Source organism: Pseudonocardia yunnanensis (genome assembly GCF_039534065.1).
GTDB lineage: Bacteria > Actinomycetota > Actinomycetes > Mycobacteriales > Pseudonocardiaceae > Pseudonocardia > Pseudonocardia yunnanensis.
Genome location: NZ_BAAAUS010000043.1, coordinates 18,917 through 38,129 on the forward strand (window position 1 = coordinate 18,917; position 19,213 = coordinate 38,129).

The following is a 19,213-nucleotide window of genomic DNA, read 5'->3' on the forward strand; positions in this document are numbered from 1 at the left end:
CGCGCCGGTTGGCTCAGACCGCTGTGGCAACCGCAGTTTCGCCGGGCTGGGAGCCCGCGGAACCCCTCCACGTGCTGGAGCGGTAGTCCGCCCTGGCCAGAATCGCCTCCACGTCGTCGACAGGCGGGTAGATCGCGACGGCGGTGATGGTGTGCTTGACGTCCTTCGCCTCCTGCCCGGTCTTGCGGACCGTGCGCTCCCGCCCGCTGGTCAGCACGGCCCCGGCAGCGCCGAGGTCGAGGCAGGTGACGTAGGGCTCGGTCGCGAAGGGAACCTGCTGAAGGCCGAGGAGATCGGCGGCGACGTTGTGCCCGGCGAACTTGCCCTGCGGCATGGCGTGCTGGCAGCTCTGCATGACGGGATGGCCGTCCAGCGCGAGCGCCGCTGAGGTGTCACCGGCGGCGTACACGTCGGGAGCTGCCGTGACGCGCAGGTACTCGTCGACGTGCAGGCGCCCCAGCCGGTCGCGTTCACCGGGAATGTCAGCCGTCAACGGGCTGGCGGCCATGCCCGCTGTCCAGATGACGGTGCTCGCCGCGATCTCGCTCCCGTCGGAAAGCCGGACGCCCGCCGGACCCACGCTCTCGACGCCCACGCCCAGCCGCTGTTCGACCCCGAGTTCGGCCAGTGCCTCGATGATCCGCGGACGGGGACCCTCGCCGAGCTCGGGGCCGACGACGTTCTCCCGCTCGACGAGCACGACGCGGACGGGCTCGGCCGCGTCGACCGGTGTGGCGATGTCGCGCAGCCTGCCCACCAGCTCGGTCGCCACCTCGATGCCGGTGAACCCCGCACCGACGACGACGGCCGTGAAACGCCCCGCGCCGGGCGCTTCCGCGGGGAGCCGGTGCAGGTGGCTGTGCAGCCTCGCGGCGCCCGGCATCGTGTCGACGTCGAAGAGGTGTTCTGCGCCGCGCAGGTCCGGCCGGACGAGGCGGCTGCCGGCAGCGAGGACGAGCCGGTCGTAGGTGAGCTCGGTGGTGCTTCCGTCGCGACCGATGACCTGCACGCGCCGCGTGCCCGTGTCGATGCCGGTCACCGTGGCGGCCACTCTCCGGACGCCGATCGGCCCGAGAATCCGGTCGAGCGGCACGCGCATCCGGTCCGGGTCGGACTGGTACATCCGCGGCCGGATCACGATGTCGTCTCCGGCGGAGACCAGCGTGACGCGCAGATCCGACGGGGATGCCCCGGCGGCTCGCCGGGCCCGCACAGCACCGGCCGCGGCCCAGACGCCGGCGAACCCTCCACCGATAACCAGGACGTCAGACATCAAGTCCACCTACCGCCTGCTCGACGGCTCGACCCATGCGCATGGACTCGATGCTAGGTAGTCAGATCGTGAACCGGCGCCCTGCGACGACGGGCATCACTGCTGGATCGGGGCCCCCATCGGCATGGCCGAGCCACCGAGCTCCTGGCTCATCGCATCCACGAAGATGTAGGCGTAGATCGTGCAGACCACGAAGGTCGTGATGCCGCCGAGCGTGGCGAACAGCCGGTTGCCGTTCACCACGAAGCCGAGCACGAGCGCGAGAGTGGTGCACACCACGGCGAATCCCGCGGTGAACGCGAGCGGCAGCCGGAGGGTGGCCACGGTGAGCGTCGCGAAGACGATGAGCCACGAGAGCACGAAGGTGGCCTCGACGTTCTGGATCTGGCCTGCCCGCAGCCCCGGCTCCGTGGCGATGCCGAACCAGCCGTTGATCACGCCCAGCAGCAGGAATCCGAAGCTCAGCCAGAACGCGGAGAAGATGCCGAAGATCGTGGCCATCGTGCCCTGCCCTACCCGCACCGCCCAGATGCATGCCACCAGCAGGAACAGGCCCGATGAGGAGGTGACCGCCGGGATCATGCCGCCGGGCAGGGTGGCCGTGTCGAGGTAGCCGATGAGCCAGAGCCCCAGTGTGAGGCTGCCGGGCAGGAGAGCGGGCAGGCCGAGCAGTGCGGGGTTGCCGCCGCCTGCGGCCGACACGTCCGGCGTCACGCTCCCGGTCCGCGGCCGGGCGTCGCTCACGCTCATCCACTCGCTCCTCGTCGAGACGGCCGGGTCCTGGCGGAGTTGCGCCGGATGGGTCACATTGTGCGCCCGATGGCCCTATTTCGACACTGCTGCGTTCCGAGCGAGATGTCGGTTGTGACGGCATCCGGTCGCCCGAAAGGATCGGTGGAGTGTGTCGCCCCGCGCGCATCGCGGGTGTACGCGGCGGGCCGCCGGCAGCCGGCGCGTGCAGACAGGTGCGCCGAGGCCGGCCAGGCGATCGACGGCCCGCCGTGGGTGCCGCTTACTCGGGTGTGACCTCGGCCATCTCCGACCAGGCTTCTCCGTCGAGATCCTGGTAGTTGATCCGCGGCCGCTCCGAGACCATGGCCGGCATGAAGGCGAAGAAGTTCTTCGCGTGGTCGGTGGCGACGTGCGCGGCCCCCGCGTCCGAGTCCCGGAACACCTCGATCATCGCGAACTCGTTCGGGTCGTCGCCGTTCTGGAAGTAGTCGAAGGAGATGTTCCCCGGCTCGCTCCGCACGTCGGCCGTGTACTGCCTGATCCCGGCCAGCCACTCGTCGTGCTTTTCCGGTCGGATCTTTGCCCTCAGGACGATGAGAATCACGCGGAACCTCCATCGGCATGGCGTTCAGTCGGCTGTCGGCACCGTCGCCGACCTGCTCACCGGGAGTCTGCCACGGGTGCGACCGGCCATCAGTGAACGCCGAGACGCGCACAGGGAACCGTGGGCATCGGGAGCGGCGGTGGATGGCAGGGTGGCTGCGTGCACGACGACACCGGCTCCGGCGACACCGCGTACGACGACACGGAGCAGATCGATCTGGACCTGTCCGATGTGCGGGTGGGGGACGAGCCGTGGCGCCAGCGGCGGTTCATCCGCTGCCGGTTCATCGACGCCGATCTGCGCGGCCTGGTCACCGAGTCGTGCACGTTCGACGAGTGTGATTTCACCGGCGCCGACCTCGGCGACTCCACCCACCGCGGCAGCGCGTTCCGCACCTGCACGATCCGGCGGGCCACCCTCGGCGGCTCCGCCTTTCGCGGCTGCTCACTGCTCGGCACCTCGCTCATCGACTGTCGGCTGCGTCCGCTCGTCATGACCGACTGCGATCTCACGCTCGCGGCCCTCGGCCGGGCGGACCTGCGCAAGACGGACCTGTCCGGGCTGCGGCTGCGTGAGGCGAACCTCGTCGAGACCGACCTGCGGGAAGCCGACCTGCGTGGTGCCGATCTGACCGGGGCTCGACTGCTGAACACCCGGCTCGAGGGCGCCGACCTGCGCGGCGCCCGCATCGGCGCGGACGGCCTCGTGCAGGCCCGGCTCGCTGGGGCCACCGTCGACGCCGAGCAGGCCATCGCCTTCGCCGCCGCCCACGGCCTCCGCATTTCCTGACCCACACGAGCCCGTCGCCCCGTGACGGCTGCGTCATGGACACATGACGTCGAACGACGTCGCTGACGAACCGCGACATGTGTCCATGTCGCGGGCGTGGGCGGCGCGTCATGGTGGGACGAGCCGGGTTGGTACGCGGGCTGGGAGGATGGGGACGTGACGGCGACACTGATGGACGGCAAGGCGACTCTGAACGACATCCTGGGCGAGCTGGCGGGCCGGGTCGAGAAGCTGCAGGCCGACGGTGTGACGCCCGGCCTGGGCACGCTCCTCGTCGGCGACGACCCAGGTTCGCACTCCTACGTTCGCGGCAAGCACCGCGACTGCGCGAAGGTCGGGATCACCTCGATCCAGAGGGAGCTGCCGGCCGATGCGACCCAGGCCGACGTCGAGCGGGCGATCGACGAGCTCAACGCCGATCCCGCTTGCACCGGGTTCATCGTGCAGCTGCCGCTTCCGCAGGGGCTCGACGCCGGCGCTGCCCTGGAGCGCATCGACCCGGCCAAGGACGCCGACGGCCTGGCGCCGGTGAGCCTCGGGCGGCTGGTGCTGGGTGAGCCCGGCCCGTTGCCGTGCACGCCGCGTGGAATCGTCGAGCTCTGCCGCCGCTACGACGTGGAGCTGAAGGGTGCCCGCGTCACGGTGGTCGGCCGTGGTGTCACGGTCGGGCGTCCGCTCGGGCTGCTGCTCACCCGGCGCAGCGAGAACGCCACCGTGACGCTCTGCCACACCGGCACGCGCGACCTCGCCGCCGAGGTACGCCGGGCGGACATCGTCGTCGCGGCGGCGGGTGTGCCGGGCCTGATCACGGCCGACATGGTCCGGCCGGGTGCCACGGTGCTCGACGTCGGGGTCACGCGCACCGACAAGGGGCTCGTCGGCGATGTCGCTCCGGAGGTCCGGGAGGTGGCAGGCCTGCTCGCCCCGATGCCGGGCGGTGTCGGCCCGATGACTCGCGGGATGCTGTTGACGAATGTGGTGGAAGCAGCCGAACGCAGCTTGTCGAAGTGAGCATCAGTACCGAACGCAGCTTGTCGAAGTGAGCATCAGTACCGAACGCAGCTTGTCGAAGTGAGCTCGACCTTCTGAACCGAACGGAGCTTGTCGGAGTGAGCATCGATGCCGGACGGGCAGCCGAGGCGTGAGCGTGGTCGACTTCCGCTCGCGGCTCCCGGTGCATGCGCCGATGACCTTGGTGCTGGTCATCGCGGCGCTGGGCATGATGCGCGTGCTCACGCAGCACTGGCGCGAGGGGGCGGTGCTTCTCGGCGGTGCCCTGATCGTGGCGGCCGTGTTGCGCATCCTGCTCCCGGCGGACCGCGTCGGCCTGCTGGCCATCCGGAGCCGGCCGGTCGACATCCTCTGCTACTCCGCGTTCGGTGTGGTCATCACGGTGCTGGCGGTGACGATCACGCGCGGGTCGTTCGACTTCGGCTGATCGGCAGGGCAGCGTGGGCCCCGTGACCCGACGACTGCGCCCCCTGCTCCCCGACGAACTCGATACCGACCAGCGCGCTCTGCTCGCGGCGTTGGACGCGCGTCCGCGCCCCGTCGAACGAGCGGCGGACGGCAGCCTGCTGGGGCCGTTCGACGCGATGCTCCGTGCGCCGCGCAGTGGCGCGGCCCTGCAGGGCGTGGGAGCCGCGTTGCGCTACCAGGGCGTGCTGTCCGATCGGGTCCGCGAGCTCGCGACCCTGCTCGTCGCCGCGCACCATCGCGCTGCGTTCGAGTGGCACGCGCACGCCCCGCTCGCTCTGAGCGTCGGTCTTCCGGGTGCGTTGATCGAAGCGGTGCGGGTCGGTGACTCGGTCGAGCCGGACGACCCGGCGGAACGGGCTGCCGCCACGGCCGTCAAGCAGTTGCTCACCAGTGGTGACGTCGACGATGCCGCGTGGGGCGAGGCCGTCGAGCGCCTCGGGGAGTCGGGCGCGGTGGAGCTGACCACGCTCGTCGGCTACTACTCGCTGCTCGCACTGCAGATGCGGGTGCTCCGGGTGCCGCTCCCGGACGGTGCGGCGCCCGTCGAGTTCCCCGCTCGCTCGATGCGGGATTGATCGCGCCGGGTCCACCTGTCGATCCGCACTTCGCGGCATGATCTAGGCATGGCGGACCGTTCGGCACAGATCGTCGGCACGTTGGTGGAAGCGTTCTCCGACCTGATGGCGGCCGACCCGGCAGCCTTCCGCACGAAGTTCCGCAAGATGGCCGCCGACCCGTTCGCCTTCTACCGCGGCAGCGCATGCCTGTTCTACGCCGACGTGGCGGAGAGCGACGACCCGTGGGCCGACGAGCGGACGAGCCGCGTGTGGATCCAGGGTGACCTGCACGCCGAGAACTTCGGCACCTACATGGACGGCGACGGGGTGCTGATCTTCGACGTCAACGACTTCGACGAGGCCTACGTCGGGCACTTCACCTGGGATGTCACGCGTTTCGCTGCGAGCCTCGCGCTGCTGGGGTGGCGCAAGGCGATCTCCGACGGCGACATCACGGTCCTCGTGCAGCGGTACGTGCGGGCCTATCTGGACCAGGTGCGGTGGTTCGTCGACCAGGCCGACGACCGCAGCTTCTCGCTGCGCCTGGGCACCACCGACGGCGTGGTGCACCAGGTGCTGCAGCTGGCCCGGCTGCGCTCGCGGGTGGCGCTGCTCGACGGGATCACCGAGACGGAGGGCTTCGACCGGCGGCTGCGGGACGTGCCCGGCCTGCGCCGGCTGGACGACGGTGAGCGCGCCGCGGTGGTCGACGCGGTGGAGCGCTACATCGAGACGATCCCGCCGTCGAAGCGGTTCCGCGGGGTGACGTACACGGTCAAGGACGTGGCGGGGCGTTCCGGGTTCGGCATCGGCAGCGCGGGTCTCCCCGCGTACACGGTGCTGATCGAGGGCTACAACCAGGCGCTGGACAACGACGTGGTGCTGTCGATGAAGCAGGGCAACGTCGCCGCGCCCTCCCGTGTGGTGACCGATCCGGCGATCGCGGCCGCGTTCCAGCACCACGGGCACCGCACGGTGCTGTCCCATCGTGCGCTGCAGGCCCATGCCGACCCGCTGCTGGGCTGGACGGATCTCGACGGGGTCGGGTTCGTGGTCAGCGAGGTGTCGCCCTACCAGGCCGACCTGGACTGGTCGGAGCTCACCGAGCCCTCGGAGATCGGGCCGGTGGTGGACTACCTGGGCCGGGCGACGGCAAAGGTGCACTGCGTGGCCGACTCCGATGCCGACCACTCCCTCGTCCCGTTCCAGACCGAGGAGGCGATCATGCGGGTGGTCGGTGGACGCACGGACGAGTTCGTGGCGTGGGTGGTGGACTTCGCCCACAACTACTCGGCGCAGGTGCGGGCCGACCATGCGCTGTTCGTCGACGCGTTCCGCGGTGGCGCGATCCCCGGGGTCGCGAGTACCTCCTGAGTCAGCGCGAGTAGTAGAGCGCGCGCACGAGGTCCTCGATCGACGGCTCGACGACGGAGACGTCACGCAGATCCACCTGCTGGGCGACGGTCCCGATCAGCTCGGCGGCCGTGGTGGCGCCCGGCGAGAACTCCAGGCGTTGCCGCAGCCCCTGGGCCTCCACCGTGACGTCGACGACGCCGGCAAGGCCGAGCAGCGGCGGTACGGGCGACGTGAGCTCGACGACCAGCACACGATGCCCGGCGAAGCCCTGCCGTAGCGCCGCCAGCTCGTCGTCCACCAGCACACGGCCCTGATCGATGACGACCACGCGCCGGCAGAGCCGTTCGACGTCGGGCAGGTCGTGGGTGGTGAGCAGCAGCGTGACGTCCCCGCGCGCGTTCACCTCGGAGAGGAACGAGCGCAGTCGTTCCTTGCTCGTGAGGTCGAGGCCGATCGTCGGTTCGTCGAGCACGAGGAGCTCGGGCGCGTGCAGCAGCGCCGCGGTGACCTCTCCGCGCATCCGCTGGCCCAGCGAGAGCTGCCGGACGGGTGTGCCGAGAAAGCTCGCCATGTCGAGCAGTTCGACGCACTCGTCGACCCGCTCCCGGTAACGGGCTGCGGGTACGCGGTGGATCGCGGCGTGCAGGTCGAAGCTGTCCCGCAGCGGCAGGTCCCACCACAGCTGGCTGCGCTGCCCGAACACCACGCCGATGCGCCGGGCCAGCTCTCGGCGCTCGCGCACCGGGTCGAGCCCGCACACGCTCGCCCGCCCCGAGGTGGGCACGAGCACCCCGGTCAGCATCTTGATCGTGGTGGACTTGCCGGCGCCGTTCGGGCCGAGGAAGCCCACCGCCTCCCCGCGCGCGACGGCGATGGTCACGTCCTCGACCGCGGTGACGCGCCGCCTGCGCAGCCGGGTGCCGACCAGGAAGTCCCGGCGCAGCGCCTCCGTCTCGATGATCATGACCCCGTCCCCTGGTAGTGCCGTACGCCCGTGCGCCAGACAAGCCCTGCCCCGGCCACCGCCACCACCGCGACAAGGGGAGAGCTCCACTGCAGCAGCTCGGGCAGTCCGAGCGGATCGGCCCGGCCCAGGAGCCCGAGCGCGGGGAAGTAGGCCACGAACGCGGCGGGCACGGCGTAGCACATGATCCGTCGCAGCCACGGCCCGTAGATCGTGATCGGGTAGGAGGTGGAGAAGCTCGACCCGTAGGTGACGGAGTTCGCGAACTCACGGCCGTCGACGAGCCAGAACGAGACGGCGTTCGCCGCCACCCACATCGACGAGAGGATGACCGCCCCTGCGAGCGGGGCGATCACTGCGAGCGCCGCGCGGGCCGGCGTCCAGTCGATGTCGAGGGTGACGAACGACCACACCAGCACGCCCAGTCCGGCGGCGACGCGGCCCAGCCGCTTCAGCGCGACGTCGGCCGACAGCAGCTGCGGGAGGGTGCCGAGCGGGCGCAGCAGCATGACGTCGAACTCGCCGGTGCGGATGTAGGTGGGCAGCTCCTCCACCTGGCCGACGCAGAGGTCGGCGAGCCCGAACGCCGTGGCGGAGAGGCCGTAGATCAGCACGACCTCTCCTGCCGAGAACCCGCCCAGCGAGCTGACCTGCGTGAACACGACGAGGATCACGATCAGCTCGATGCTCTGCCCGATGAACTGCGCGACGACGTCGAGCGCGAACGACGCCGGATAGGCGAGCTGACTGCGGACGCGCGACGCGACGATCCGCGGATAGATGCTCCCCGCGCCGACCCGGAGCTCAGCCACCTTGCACCACCAGCCGCCGCGTGCCGCGGGCCAGGACGGCCCGCCCGACCACGAGGAGCAGCGCGGCCCAGCCGAGCTGGACGGCGACCACGCCGAGAACGTTGCCGCGCTCGGTGAACACGTCGATCGGGCTCTGGAAGAGCGACGGGAACGGGGTCAGCCACAGCACCGTCCGTGCCCACTCCGGGAACCACGCCAACGGCATCACGAGGCCGCTCAGCACCCCGCCGACGACCCCCCAGACGGCGATCACACCGCGCACGTCGAGAAGCCAGAAGGCGCTCGCGTTGAGCAGGAAACGGATCCCGAAGCTCACCACCACCGCGAGCGCGACGGACACGGTGAACCAGAGCCACGTGTCCGGCCGCTCGGGCCACCGGAACGGGAAGAACACCGCTCCGAACGCGGCCGGCGGGACCATGCGCCGCACGACGGCGTGGCAGGCACGACCGAGGTCGGTGGCGAGAAGCGCGGCCTGCAGGTCCCAGGGTCGCCCCAGGTCGACGACGACGTCGCCGGTCCGGACCCGACGAGCCAGCTCCTGGTCGCCCCACAGCATCACGACGCTGATCAGGCCTTGGCCGAGCCAGACGTAGGTGATGGCGGTGGGCACGTCGTAGCCCGCGACCGTGCCGCGCTGGTCCAGCACGGCCATCAGCACGGCGGCCCGCAGGAGGCCGAACACGGTGTTGGTGGCGAGCCCGGCGAAGGTCGCCTGGCGATAGCTCGCGTATCGCCGGTAGCCCGCGGCGACGAGCTGGGGATAGGGCGCGAGCACGTCCGTCGACGCTACGACCGGCCGCAACCGGTTTTCGCGCCTCGCGGGCTCAGACCAGGCCGGCGTCGTGGACGAGCAGCGCGATCTGGGTGCGGTTGCCGAGGTGGAGCTTCGTCAGCACGTGGGAGACGTGTGCCTTGACCGTCGCGACCGTCATGCCGAGCCCCTCCGCGATCTCCGCGTTGGAGCATCCTCTGGCCACCTCGATCGCCACCTCGTGCTCGCGCGGGCTGAGCGCGCGCAGGGTGGCGCGGGCCTGCTCGTGGGAGCCGGTCTCCGCGGTGACCCGGTCCATCAGCCGCCGGGTGACGCCCGGGGACAGGATGGGATCGCCCGCCGCCACCCGCCGGACCGCGTCGACGATCTGAGCGGGCGGGGTGTCCTTGAGCAGGAACCCGCTGGCGCCGGCGCGCAGCGCTCTGAGCACGTTCTCGTCGGTGTCGAACGTGGTCAGGACGACTACCTCGGGCGGCTGCGGCCGGGCCCGCAGCCGCCGGGTGGCGGCGATCCCGTTCACCCTCGGCATCCGCAGGTCCATCAGTACGACGTCCGGTGCGTGCGCGTCGACCACCGCGGGCACCTCGTCGCCGTCGCCCGCCTCGCCGACCACCGAGATCCCGGCTGCTCCGTCCAGCATCATCGTGAGCGCACCGCGCACCAGGGGGTCGTCGTCGACGACGAGCACACGCACTGTTCCGTCCGACCTGGTGATCACCCGGGCCACGGTAGTGCCGCGTGCAGCCGGAACTCGCCGTCCGGGGTCACCCCGTGCCCGAGGCGTCCGCCCGCGAGCTGAGCCCGCTCGGCCAGGCCGACGAGACCGGTGCCGCTGCCGGGAGGCGAATTCGGCGGCTGGTCGGGGAGGAGGTTGCGGATGTCGATCAGCAGGCCGTCGCCGGGGCCACCGTCGACCTGGACGTGGACGGGCCGGCCGGGCGCGTGCTTGCGGGCGTTGGTCAGGCCCTCCTGGATGATCCGATACGCGGAACGTCCGGTGCCCTCCGGCGTGCTCGACGGGTCGGTGACCCAGTTGTCCACGTCGAGCACCACACCTGCGGCTCGGGACTCGTCGAGCAGGGCGGGCAGGTCGGTGAGCGTCGGCTGTGGAGCGTCGGCGGTGGGGTCGGTGCCGTCGGCGCGCAGGACTCCGATCACCTCGCGCAGCTCCTCCAGCGCCTGGTGCACGCCCGCTCGGACGACGCCCGCCACCTTGGCGAGCTGCTCGGGTGGGGCGTCGGGGCGGTACTCCAGAGCGCCCGCCGATGCCGCCACCAGGGAGAGCCGGTGGGCCAGCACGTCGTGCATCTCGCGGGCGATCAGGGTGCGTTCGTGTGCACGCGCTGCGGCGACGCGCTGGGCCTGCTCCTCCTCGGCCCGCCGGGCCCGCTCCCGCAGCGACTCGAGGAGCGCGCGCCGCGCCCGGGTGAAGGCGCCCCACGCCACGAGCGCCGCGTGCGTGACGAGGACCAGGACGAGCCACCACCCGTAGGACAGCCCCGGCGTGGGGTGCAGCAGGCCTTGGACGGCATGGGCGGCCAGCCCGAACAGCCCGGCCCCCACGGCCAGCGCGACCGGTCGGCTCCGGGCGATGTGCAGCGTCGCGATGTTGGATGGTGGGGTCGCGGCCGGCGACACCGCGGCCAGCAGCGCGAGCGCCACCGCAGCGGCGATCGGCCACCGCAGCAGAAGCGGCAGCAGCGTGCACGCGAGGACGCCGACGATGATGTCCAGCGGAAGCAGTGCGACGCCGCCGCTGGCTCGACCGATGATCGTCAGCGTGACGAGAACCGTGCCTGCCACGGCGAGGATCGCCATTCCGCGCGCCGACGCACAGCCGCCACCGTCCCGCTCCACGCCGGGGAGAGTAGGGCGGCAGGCCGCGGCCGGAACACCGACAAAAGTCGAATCCACCGCGGACCCCGACAAAAGTCGAACCCCGCGCCGACGGGAGTGGCACTCGCACGAGCGTCCGGCCGATGCCCGCCCTGCCTGCAGCCCGCGACGCTCCCGCTGTGATCACATCAGGCAACCGTCGCGGCCGGCCCGGGCTGCAGACGCTGCTCGTCGATGTCGGGGGCTCGCTCGCCCTCTACTACGGGCTGCACGCCGCGGGCGTCGACGACGTCACCGCGCTCGCCCTGAGCGCTGGTCCGTCCGCGGTCAAGACGGTGGTGACGGTCGCGCGCGGGCGTCGCGTGCAGCCGACGGCGGTGGCGGTTCTCGTCGTGACGACGGTGGTGCAGGTCGCCTCGCTGATCACCGGTGACCCGCGTGAGCTGCTGGTGCGCAACGCCCTGCTGAGCCTGCCGTCCGGGCTCTGGATGCTGGCGACCCTCTGGACGCGCCGCCCGCTGACGTTCCAGGCCACGCAGATCCTGTTCCCGCGCCGGGCAGCCCTGATGGACGAGCTGTGGGAGCGCGACCCGCGCTTCCGGCGGGCCTGGCGGTCGATCACCGTGATGTGGGGTGGCGCGCTGCTGCTCGACTGCGCGCTGCGCGTGCTCATGGCCGCCACGCTGCCGGTGCCGGTCGTTCCGGCCCTCGACACCGCTCTCACCCTCGTGACCGTCGTGGCCATGCAGATCCCGACCAACGTCGTCCTGTACCGCTCCGGCTCGTGGCACCTGCTGTTCGGGCGCCGCCGGGCCCCGTCCATGAAGGAGTCCGTCCGATGACCACGACCACCCGACCCCCGTCCCGAACGGCTGCCCGGCGCGCCACTGCCGTGGTGCTCGCCGTGCTCGCACCCCTCGCGATCTGGGCCGTCGCCGTACCGGTGGCGGGGCTCGACCTCACGGCCACACCGATCGGCGGCACGGCCACGCCGGTGGGTGCGCTCGCCGTCGTGGCCGGGGCGCTGTGCGCAGGCCTCTCCGGATGGGCGCTGCTCGCCGTGCTGGAACGCCGCGCCGCGCGCCCGCGCCGGGCGTGGACGGTGATCGCGCTGGTGGTGCTGGCCCTGTCGCTGGCCACGCCGCTGATGGGCGCGACAGGGACGGAGATGCTGATACTGCTGTCGATGCACCTAGCGGTAGGAGCAGTGCTGATCGCGCTCCTGTGAATGAAAGCAGGAAGGAGCCGTAGTGCTGTGGGGCGACGCCCACGACAGCACTACGGCTCCCGAATTCCCTTAGAAGGACTGGAGTGCGGCGTTCAGCGTTGCGCTGGGGCGCATCGCCTTGTCCGTCTTCTCCCTGTCCACGTAGTAGTAGCCGCCCAGGTCCACCGGGGTGCCTTGCACCGCGTTCAGCTCGTCCACGATCGTCGACTCGTCGGCGGCCAGGCTCTCCGCCAGCGGGGCGAAGATCTTGGCCAGCTCCGCGTCCTCGTCCTGCTCGGCGAGGGCCTGCGCCCAGTACAGCGCGATGTAGAAGTGGCTGCCGCGGTTGTCCAGCTCACCGGCCCGCCGCGACGGTGACTTCCCGTTCTCGAGCAGCTTCCCGGTGGCGTCGTCGAGGGCCTTGCCCAGCAGCTTCGCGCGCGGGTTGTCGTCGGAGTCGGCCAGGAACTCCAGGGAGACGGCCAGCGCGAGGAACTCGCCGAGGGAGTCCCAGCGCAGGTGGTTCTCGCGCACCATCTGCTGCACGTGCTTCGGGGCCGAGCCGCCTGCCCCGGTCTCGAAGAGCCCGCCACCGTTCATCAGCGGGACGATCGAGAGCATCTTCGCGCTCGTACCCAGCTCCAGGATCGGGAACAGGTCGGTGAGGTAGTCGCGCAGGACGTTGCCGGTGACGGAGATCGTGTCCTCGCCGCGCTTGGTGCGCTCCAGCGTGTACCGCGTGGCCTCGGCGACGGGAAGGATCTCGATGGTCAGGCCGTCGGTGTCCTCCTCGGCCAGGTAGGCGCGCACCTTCTTGATGACCTCGGCGTCGTGGCCGCGGGTCTCGTCCAGCCAGAACACGGCAGGCGCGCCGGTGGCGCGGGCCCTGGAGACGGCGAGCTGCACCCAGTTGCGGATCGGGGCGTCCTTGGTCTGGCATGCGCGCCAGAGGTCGCCCTCGCTCACCTCGTGCTCGAGCAGCGCCGTGCCGGAGGCGTCGACGACCCGGACGGTGCCCGCCGCCGCGATCTCGAACGTCTTGTCGTGGCTGCCGTACTCCTCGGCCTTCTGCGCCATCAGGCCCACGTTCGGGACGGTGCCCATCGTGGTGGGATCGAACGCGCCGTGCTCCCGGCAGAAGTCGACGGTCTCCGCGTACAGCGGGGCGTAGGACGAGTCCGGGATGACGAACTTGGTGTCCTGCAGTTCGCCCTTCGCGTTCCACATCTGCCCGGACGAGCGGATCGCGGCGGGCATCGAGGCGTCGATGATGACGTCGCTGGGCACGTGCAGGTTGGTGATCCCGCGGTCGGAGTCGACCATCGCGAGCCCGGGGCCGCTGTCGTAGGCGGCGATGATCGCCTTCTCGATGGCCTCACGCTTCTCGGTGGGCAGCTTCTCGAGGGCGGTGAGCACGCTCGCGAGGCCGTCATCGGGGTCGGCACCGACGGAGGCGAGGTCGTCGCCGTACTGCGCGAAGACGTCGGCGAAGTAGGCCTCGACCGCGTGGCCGAACAGGATGGGGTCGGAGACCTTCATCATCGTGGCCTTGACGTGCACCGAGAACAGCACGCCCTTGTCACGGGCGTCGGTGACCTGCTCGGCGAGGAAGGCCGTCAGGTCCTGCTTGCGCATGACCGCGGCGTCGAGGATCTCCCCGGGCAGCACGGCGAGCGAGGGCTTCAGCACGGTGACGGTGCCGTCGGCGGCCACGTGCTCGATGCGCAGGTCGGCGGCGTCGTCGAAGGTGACCGACCGCTCGGAGTGGCGGAAGTCGCCGTCGCTCATCGTGGAGACGTGCGAGGTGGAGTCGGCCGACCACTTGCCCATCGAGTGAGGGTGCTTGCGGGCGAAGTTCTTGACCGAGGCAGGCGCCCTGCGGTCGGAGTTGCCCTCGCGCAGGACCGGGTTGACCGCGCTGCCCTTGACCGTGTCGTAGGCGGCCCGCGCGGCCTTCTCCTCGTCGGTGCGGGCGTCCTCGGGGTAGTCCGGGACGGCGTAGCCCGCGCCCTGCAGCTCCTTGATGGCCGCCTTCAGCTGCGGGATCGACGCGCTGATGTTGGGGAGCTTGATGATGTTGGCCTCGGGCGTCTTCGCCAGCTCGCCGAGCTCGCTGAGCGCGTCGGGCACGCGCTGGGCGTCGGTGAGCCGGTCGGGGAACTGCGCGAGGATGCGGGCGGCCAGCGAGATGTCACGCGTCTCGACATCCACCCCGGCCTTGCCGGCGAAGGCCTCGATGATCGGTAGGAACGAGTGCGTGGCGAGCGCCGGGGCCTCGTCCGTGTACGTGTAGATGACCTTCATCGTTGTTTCGGGCCTGCCTCGGGACTGGTCGGACCTGGGTCGCGGAGCGCGCTGCTCCCTCTCGACACGCTATCCCCTGCACAACACGACCGGGGGAGTGCGTCGCACGACATGGTGGTCAGGACGCCGACATCACAGTGATCGAAGATCATCGGTGGGATCCGGGTGGTCGTTCCGCTACCGTAGGTACACCTCACCGTCCCCGGGAGACGTGGCCGTGGCCTCAAGGTTCAAGATTCCGAAGCTAGAGAAGTCGACGTTCCGAGGATGGACGTTCGTGCTGGTCGTCGGCGTACTCCTCGCGTTCATCGCCATCATCGACCGCGGTGGCCTGAACGATCAGTCGGCCGCCGCCGACGGATCCACCGGCTGCCAGCTCGAAGTGGCGGCCGACCAGCTCAACGTGCGAGCCGCACCCGACCAGGACTCCGCCCTGCTCCAGACGCTCGTGCGGGGCGACCGCGTCGACGGCACCCGGATCGTCACCAACGGGTTCCGCGAGCTGGAGGGCAACCAGTGGGCCGCTGACCAGTTCCTGACCCCGCTCCCGGACACCAACTGCGCTTGAGGGACGCTGCGGGCGTGCGCACCGTTAGCTCGGTCAACGTCAACGGGGTCCGGGCGGCCGCCGCGAAGGGGCTCCTGCGCTGGCTGACCGGCACGTCCGCCGACATCGTCTGCCTGCAGGAGACACGCGCGCAGCTCGACGAGTTGCCGCCCGCGATGCTCGCCGGCTGGCACCTCGCCTACGCCCCGTGCGAGAGCGTCCGGGGGCGCAACGGCGTCGGTGTGCTCACGAGAGAGCAGCCCGAGGCCGTCAGGGTGGGCATCGGCGAGCCGGAGTTCGACGGCTCCGGACGCTATCTCGAGGTCGACCTGCCCGGCCTCACCATCGCGTCCCTCTACCTGCCCAACGGCACCGTCGGCACGCCGAGGCAGGCGGAGAAGAACCGCTTCCTCGCGCTCTTCGCCCCCTACCTCGCCGAGCGGCGGGAGAAGGCCGCCGCGGAGGACCGCGAGATGCTGGTCTGCGGCGACTGGAACATCGCGCCGGCGGAAGCCGACATCCGCAACTGGCGTGGAAACGTCAAGAACTCGGGATTCCTGCCCCACGAGCGGGAGTGGATGGCTGCACTCTTCGCGAGCGGCTGGGTGGACGTCGTGCGGGCCCTGCACCCCGGCGTCGACGGGCCGTACTCGTGGTGGTCCTACCGGGGACGAGCCTTCGATCGGGATACGGGATGGCGCATAGACCACCACGTCGCGACGCCGGAGCTGGCCGCTCGCGCCGTCTCCGCCGCGGTGGAGCGGGCACCGAGCCACGGTGAGCGCTGGTCGGACCACGCGCCGGTGACCATCGTGTACGCATCATGAACCCGGTCAGCCCCACGCGCGTCATCGGCGGCCGCTACGTCGTGCTCGGCGAGCTCGGCCGCGGTGGCATGGGCATCGTGTGGCGCGCCGAGGACCGCGTGATGGGCCGGCACGTGGCGGTGAAGGAGCTCCACCTCCCCGAGGGCCACAGCGCCGAGGACCGGCTCTCGTTCCGGGAGCGGTTGCTCCGCGAGGCACGCACGGCCGGCAGGCTCAACGACCCCGGCATCGTCACCGTCTACGACGTCGTCACCGACGACGGGATCGACCACATCGTGATGGAGCTGGTCGAGGCGCCCACTCTCGCCCAGGTGGTGCAGCGCCACGGGCCACTCGACGAGCGTGCGGCCGCGTCGGTGGCCCACCAGCTGCTCAGCGCGCTGCGCACCGCGCACGAGAGCGGGGTGGTGCACCGCGACGTCAAGCCCAGCAACGTCATGCTCGGCCCGGGTAGCCGGGTGCGGCTCGCCGACTTCGGGATCGCCCAGGCGGTCGACGACCCCGGGCTGACCACCACCGGTTCGGTCATCGGCTCGCCCAGCTATCTGTCGCCGGAGCGGCTGGAGGGGGCGCAGGCGACTCCGGCGTCGGACCTGTGGGCGGCAGGCGCCACGCTGTTCTACGCGGTTCACGGCACCGGACCGTTCAGCCGGGAGACGACGGCGGCCACGATCGCAGCGGTGCTGCACGCCGACGTGCCGGCCACCCGCACCCGGGGCCCGCTCGGGGCGGTCATCTCAGGGCTTCTGCAACGCTCTCCGCAGGCCCGGCTCAGCGGGGTGCAGGCCGCTGCCCTGCTCTCCGCGCCGGGCACGGAGACCACACCGCTGTTCCACGGACCCCAGAACACCCCGGCGACACCCCCGGTGACGTCCTCCCGGCGACGCTGGGTGTGGCCCGTGGTGGCGCTGGTGCTGGGAGCGGTGCTGGGCATGGCCGGGGGGCTCGCCCTGGCCAGGGCGGGAGTTCTCGGCCCGTCCGGACCGGAGGCCACCACGATGACCTACGGCCCGGGCGGCGACCTGCCGGACTTCGGTTCGAGGTTCCGCTCGTGCCTGCAGGGCCAGCTCGCGCCGGGGCGATCGTTCCCCTCCGGTTCCACGGTGAGCTGCGACGGCCCGCACGACCTCGAGGTGTTCCAGACCTTCGACCCCTTCGGCCCACAACGCGCGCTGCCCTACCCCGGACGCTCACAGCTCGCTTCCTACGCGGCGCAGGCGTGCACGCTGGTGTTCGACTCGGACGTGGTCACCGGGCCCGGCAAGGATCGGCTCGCCGTGGCGGCTCTGGTGCCGTCGCAGGCGGCGTTCGAGACGCCCGTCGGGGCATCGTCGAGCTTCACGAACCGGGACGTGATCTGCCTGCTGCGCTCCGCCGACGGCAGCCAGATCACCGGCACCCGCATCGCGGACGACTCCTAGCACCGGCTCCGGTCGTACGCGTAATCGACCGGACAGCATCGGGCCGCCGTGGTGGGATGCGGCCATGAGCACCGCCTCGCATCGCAACATCGACCTCGTGGTGGCCGCCCTCACCGCGGGCGGCGCCGACCCGTCCCGGATCGCCAGGTTGCAGGTCCTGCCCGACGCCGTCACCACTGCCGCGGCCGCCGCGGCGGCGCTGCACGTCGAGGTCGGGCAGATCGCCAACTCGCTCGTGTTCGAGATGTCCGGCGGCGTCCCGCTGCTCGTGCTCACCTCCGGCGCGCACCGGGTGGACACAGGCAAGGTCGCGGCCCTCCTCGGCGTGGAGCGGGTGCGGCGGGCCTCGCCGGAGTTCGTGCGGGCGGCCACCGGGCAGGCGATCGGCGGCGTGGCGCCGGTCGGGCACCCGGCGCCCCTGCGCACGCTCGTGGACCGGGCGCTCGCGGCTTTCGACGAGGTCTGGGCCGCGGGAGGCATCGCGCACGCCGTGTTCCCCACCACCTTCGACGAGCTCGTGGCCGTCACCGGAGGGGAGCCCGCCGACGTGGCGTGACGGACATCGGTGACGAATCGGGTAAGGGCAGGCTATCCTCCGGCCGCCCTGTTGATCTGGCCCAGGAGGCACCGTGCCCGCCATTCCCCTCGAACCCGCCGCCGCGCACATCACGCGCCGCAGGCTGCTGACCGGCGCCGGGGCGTTGGGCGTTCTCGGTCTGCTCACGGCCTGCGGCGGCGGAACCGGCACCACGGCGGCGCCGTCGGCGCAGGGCACGGCCGGCTTCCCGATCACGGTCGAGCACCGCAACGGGACGACGCAGATCCCGGCCCCACCGCAGCGGGTCGTCACCGTGGGGTACAGCGACCAGGACCCGGTGCTCGCACTCGGCGTCCGTCCGGTCGGGGTCACCGACTGGTACGGCGACCACCCCTACGCCACGTGGCCGTGGGCGCAGGACGAGCTCGGTGACGCGAAGCCCGCGGTGATGAACCGTGGCACGTTCACCGGCACGCCGGAGTACCAGTACGAGGAGATCGCCGCGCTGGCCCCCGACCTGATCATCGGGCTCTACACCAGCATCGACGCCACCCAGTACGAGACGCTCTCGCGCATCGCGCCCACCGTCGGGCCGCCCGTGGGGTTCGCCGAGTGGGGTGCGCCGTGGCAGGAGTACACGCGGCTGGCCGGCCGCGCGCTCGGCCGCCCCGAGCGCGCCGACGAGCTGATCGCCGGGATCGACGCCCAGCTGGCCGCAGCCCGCGGCGCGCACCCGGAGTTCGAGGGCCGCACCGCCGTGGTCGCCGAGCGCAACGAGCCCGGGATCTCCTTCGTCCGGTCGCCCAACGACCAGCGCTCCCAGCTGCTCGCCGCCCTCGGCTTCACGATCCCGCCCGAGATCGGTCAGCTCTCGGGCGACCAGGACGGCGCGACGATCAGCGACGAGCAGATGGGTCTGCTCGACCGCGATGTGCTGCTGTGGAACACCGGCTACACGCCCGAGGTGCGCCCGGAGATCGAGGCCGCGCCGCTCTACTCACAGATGGCCGTGGTGCGGGCCGGCCGGTCGCTGTTCGTGGAGGATCCGCTGGTCTCGGCCGCATGGACGTGGGGCACGGTGCTGAGTCTGCCGAGCGTCATCGACGCGCTCGTGACGCAGCTCGACGCCGTGGTCACCTGAGACGCATTTGCGGCCAAGGTGGCGCCCGTCACCGTGGCCGGTGGGGCAGCC

General features: G+C 71.3%; 21 protein-coding genes. 12 read left to right on the plus strand and 9 right to left on the minus strand.

Annotated elements, in window-relative coordinates:
- Nucleotides 1-13: 13 nt before the first annotated feature.
- From ABD743_RS33515 to ABD743_RS33525, 3 genes are all read right to left on the minus strand, one after another.
- Entirely contained in the window at nt 14-1,273 is a 1,260-nt protein-coding gene (locus ABD743_RS33515) for an NAD(P)/FAD-dependent oxidoreductase (protein WP_344727000.1), read from the minus strand.
- A gap of 96 nt (nt 1,274-1,369) precedes the next feature.
- A complete protein-coding gene (locus ABD743_RS33520) occupies nt 1,370-2,023 on the minus strand; it encodes a GPR1/FUN34/YaaH family transporter (RefSeq protein WP_344727002.1) in 654 nt (217 codons plus the stop codon).
- Between the two features lie 262 nt (nt 2,024-2,285).
- Complete coding sequence (locus tag ABD743_RS33525; protein WP_344727004.1) at nt 2,286-2,609, minus strand: putative quinol monooxygenase; 324 nt, start codon at nt 2,607-2,609, stop codon at nt 2,286-2,288.
- Between the two features lie 159 nt (nt 2,610-2,768).
- Between ABD743_RS33525 and ABD743_RS33530 the strand changes: the two genes are divergently transcribed.
- The 5 genes from ABD743_RS33530 (at nt 2,769) to ABD743_RS33550 (ending at nt 6,808) form a co-directional block, all read left to right on the plus strand.
- The gene (locus tag ABD743_RS33530) at nt 2,769-3,398 is read left to right on the plus strand and encodes a pentapeptide repeat-containing protein (RefSeq protein WP_379659178.1); all 630 of its coding nucleotides are present in this window, start codon (nt 2,769-2,771) and stop codon (nt 3,396-3,398) included.
- 156 nt (nt 3,399-3,554) lie between these two features.
- Nucleotides 3,555-4,409: a bifunctional methylenetetrahydrofolate dehydrogenase/methenyltetrahydrofolate cyclohydrolase gene (locus tag ABD743_RS33535; RefSeq protein ID WP_241039775.1), complete on the plus strand. Its 855-nt coding sequence runs from the start codon at nt 3,555-3,557 to the stop codon at nt 4,407-4,409.
- A gap of 130 nt (nt 4,410-4,539) precedes the next feature.
- Nucleotides 4,540-4,836, plus strand: a complete 297-nt coding sequence (locus ABD743_RS33540) for a DUF3017 domain-containing protein (RefSeq protein WP_344727006.1) — start codon at nt 4,540-4,542, stop codon at nt 4,834-4,836.
- A gap of 22 nt (nt 4,837-4,858) precedes the next feature.
- Nucleotides 4,859-5,452, plus strand: a complete 594-nt coding sequence (locus ABD743_RS33545) for a carboxymuconolactone decarboxylase family protein (RefSeq protein WP_344727009.1) — start codon at nt 4,859-4,861, stop codon at nt 5,450-5,452.
- Nucleotides 5,453-5,500: 48 nt separating this feature from the next.
- Nucleotides 5,501-6,808 (plus strand): DUF2252 domain-containing protein, encoded by a 1,308-nt coding sequence (locus ABD743_RS33550; RefSeq protein WP_344727011.1) that lies wholly within the window; start codon nt 5,501-5,503, stop codon nt 6,806-6,808.
- 1 nt (nt 6,809) lies between these two features.
- Here the strand turns inward: ABD743_RS33550 and ABD743_RS33555 are convergent, their stop codons facing one another.
- The 5 genes from ABD743_RS33555 to ABD743_RS33575 are packed head-to-tail and all read right to left on the minus strand — an operon-like array spanning nt 6,810 to nt 11,198.
- Nucleotides 6,810-7,754 carry an ABC transporter ATP-binding protein gene (locus tag ABD743_RS33555; RefSeq protein WP_344727013.1) on the minus strand — a complete coding sequence of 315 codons (945 nt, stop codon included), beginning with the start codon at nt 7,752-7,754 and terminating at the stop codon, nt 6,810-6,812.
- On the minus strand, nt 7,751-8,566 hold the full coding sequence (locus ABD743_RS33560) for an ABC transporter permease (RefSeq protein ID WP_344727014.1): 816 nt from the start codon (nt 8,564-8,566) through the stop codon (nt 7,751-7,753). Before ABD743_RS33560 ends, ABD743_RS33555 begins: the two co-directional genes overlap by 4 nt.
- Complete coding sequence (locus ABD743_RS33565; protein ID WP_344727016.1) at nt 8,559-9,344, minus strand: ABC transporter permease; 786 nt, start codon at nt 9,342-9,344, stop codon at nt 8,559-8,561. Before ABD743_RS33565 ends, ABD743_RS33560 begins: the two co-directional genes overlap by 8 nt.
- A 49-nt stretch (nt 9,345-9,393) precedes the next feature.
- The gene (locus ABD743_RS33570; RefSeq protein ID WP_379659177.1) at nt 9,394-10,068 is read right to left on the minus strand and encodes a response regulator; all 675 of its coding nucleotides are present in this window, start codon (nt 10,066-10,068) and stop codon (nt 9,394-9,396) included.
- The gene (locus tag ABD743_RS33575; protein ID WP_344727020.1) at nt 10,056-11,198 is read right to left on the minus strand and encodes a sensor histidine kinase; all 1,143 of its coding nucleotides are present in this window, start codon (nt 11,196-11,198) and stop codon (nt 10,056-10,058) included. Before ABD743_RS33575 ends, ABD743_RS33570 begins: the two co-directional genes overlap by 13 nt.
- A 122-nt stretch (nt 11,199-11,320) precedes the next feature.
- Between ABD743_RS33575 and ABD743_RS33580 the strand changes: the two genes are divergently transcribed.
- Nucleotides 11,321-12,019 (plus strand): VC0807 family protein, encoded by a 699-nt coding sequence (locus tag ABD743_RS33580; RefSeq protein ID WP_344727022.1) that lies wholly within the window; start codon nt 11,321-11,323, stop codon nt 12,017-12,019.
- The gene (locus tag ABD743_RS33585) at nt 12,016-12,405 is read left to right on the plus strand and encodes a DUF6069 family protein (protein ID WP_344727024.1); all 390 of its coding nucleotides are present in this window, start codon (nt 12,016-12,018) and stop codon (nt 12,403-12,405) included. The genes ABD743_RS33580 and ABD743_RS33585 overlap by 4 nt, the downstream gene beginning before the upstream one ends.
- A 69-nt stretch (nt 12,406-12,474) precedes the next feature.
- Here ABD743_RS33585 and ABD743_RS33590 read toward each other — a convergent pair whose 3' ends face one another.
- Nucleotides 12,475-14,688 (minus strand): NADP-dependent isocitrate dehydrogenase, encoded by a 2,214-nt coding sequence (locus ABD743_RS33590; protein ID WP_344727026.1) that lies wholly within the window; start codon nt 14,686-14,688, stop codon nt 12,475-12,477.
- Nucleotides 14,689-14,905: 217 nt separating this feature from the next.
- Between ABD743_RS33590 and ABD743_RS33595 the strand changes: the two genes are divergently transcribed.
- From ABD743_RS33595 to ABD743_RS33615, 5 genes are all read left to right on the plus strand, one after another.
- Nucleotides 14,906-15,256, plus strand: coding sequence for an SH3 domain-containing protein (locus ABD743_RS33595; RefSeq protein WP_344727028.1), 351 nt, complete (start codon nt 14,906-14,908; stop codon nt 15,254-15,256).
- A gap of 14 nt (nt 15,257-15,270) precedes the next feature.
- Nucleotides 15,271-16,062 carry an exodeoxyribonuclease III gene (locus ABD743_RS33600; protein WP_344727030.1) on the plus strand — a complete coding sequence of 264 codons (792 nt, stop codon included), beginning with the start codon at nt 15,271-15,273 and terminating at the stop codon, nt 16,060-16,062.
- Nucleotides 16,059-17,483 carry a serine/threonine-protein kinase gene (locus tag ABD743_RS33605; RefSeq protein WP_344727032.1) on the plus strand — a complete coding sequence of 475 codons (1,425 nt, stop codon included), beginning with the start codon at nt 16,059-16,061 and terminating at the stop codon, nt 17,481-17,483. The genes ABD743_RS33600 and ABD743_RS33605 overlap by 4 nt, the downstream gene beginning before the upstream one ends.
- Nucleotides 17,484-17,547: 64 nt before the next feature.
- Nucleotides 17,548-18,039 (plus strand): YbaK/EbsC family protein, encoded by a 492-nt coding sequence (locus tag ABD743_RS33610; protein WP_344727034.1) that lies wholly within the window; start codon nt 17,548-17,550, stop codon nt 18,037-18,039.
- A 73-nt stretch (nt 18,040-18,112) separates the two neighbouring features.
- Nucleotides 18,113-19,162, plus strand: coding sequence for an iron-siderophore ABC transporter substrate-binding protein (locus tag ABD743_RS33615; RefSeq protein WP_344727036.1), 1,050 nt, complete (start codon nt 18,113-18,115; stop codon nt 19,160-19,162).
- Nucleotides 19,163-19,213: the final 51 nt, after the last annotated feature.

Coding starts and splice junctions, on each gene's coding strand:
- ABD743_RS33610 (WP_344727034.1), top strand. CDS start 17,548: ATGAGCACCGCCTCGCATCGCAACATCGACCTCGTGGTGGCCGCCCTC.
- ABD743_RS33520 (WP_344727002.1), bottom strand. CDS start 2,023: ATGAGCGTGAGCGACGCCCGGCCGCGGACCGGGAGCGTGACGCCGGAC.
- ABD743_RS33585 (WP_344727024.1), top strand. CDS start 12,016: ATGACCACGACCACCCGACCCCCGTCCCGAACGGCTGCCCGGCGCGCC.
- ABD743_RS33580 (WP_344727022.1), top strand. CDS start 11,321: ATGCCCGCCCTGCCTGCAGCCCGCGACGCTCCCGCTGTGATCACATCA.
- ABD743_RS33555 (WP_344727013.1), bottom strand. CDS start 7,754: ATGATCATCGAGACGGAGGCGCTGCGCCGGGACTTCCTGGTCGGCACC.
- ABD743_RS33605 (WP_344727032.1), top strand. CDS start 16,059: ATGAACCCGGTCAGCCCCACGCGCGTCATCGGCGGCCGCTACGTCGTG.
- ABD743_RS33515 (WP_344727000.1), bottom strand. CDS start 1,273: ATGTCTGACGTCCTGGTTATCGGTGGAGGGTTCGCCGGCGTCTGGGCC.
- ABD743_RS33550 (WP_344727011.1), top strand. CDS start 5,501: ATGGCGGACCGTTCGGCACAGATCGTCGGCACGTTGGTGGAAGCGTTC.
- ABD743_RS33590 (WP_344727026.1), bottom strand. CDS start 14,688: ATGAAGGTCATCTACACGTACACGGACGAGGCCCCGGCGCTCGCCACG.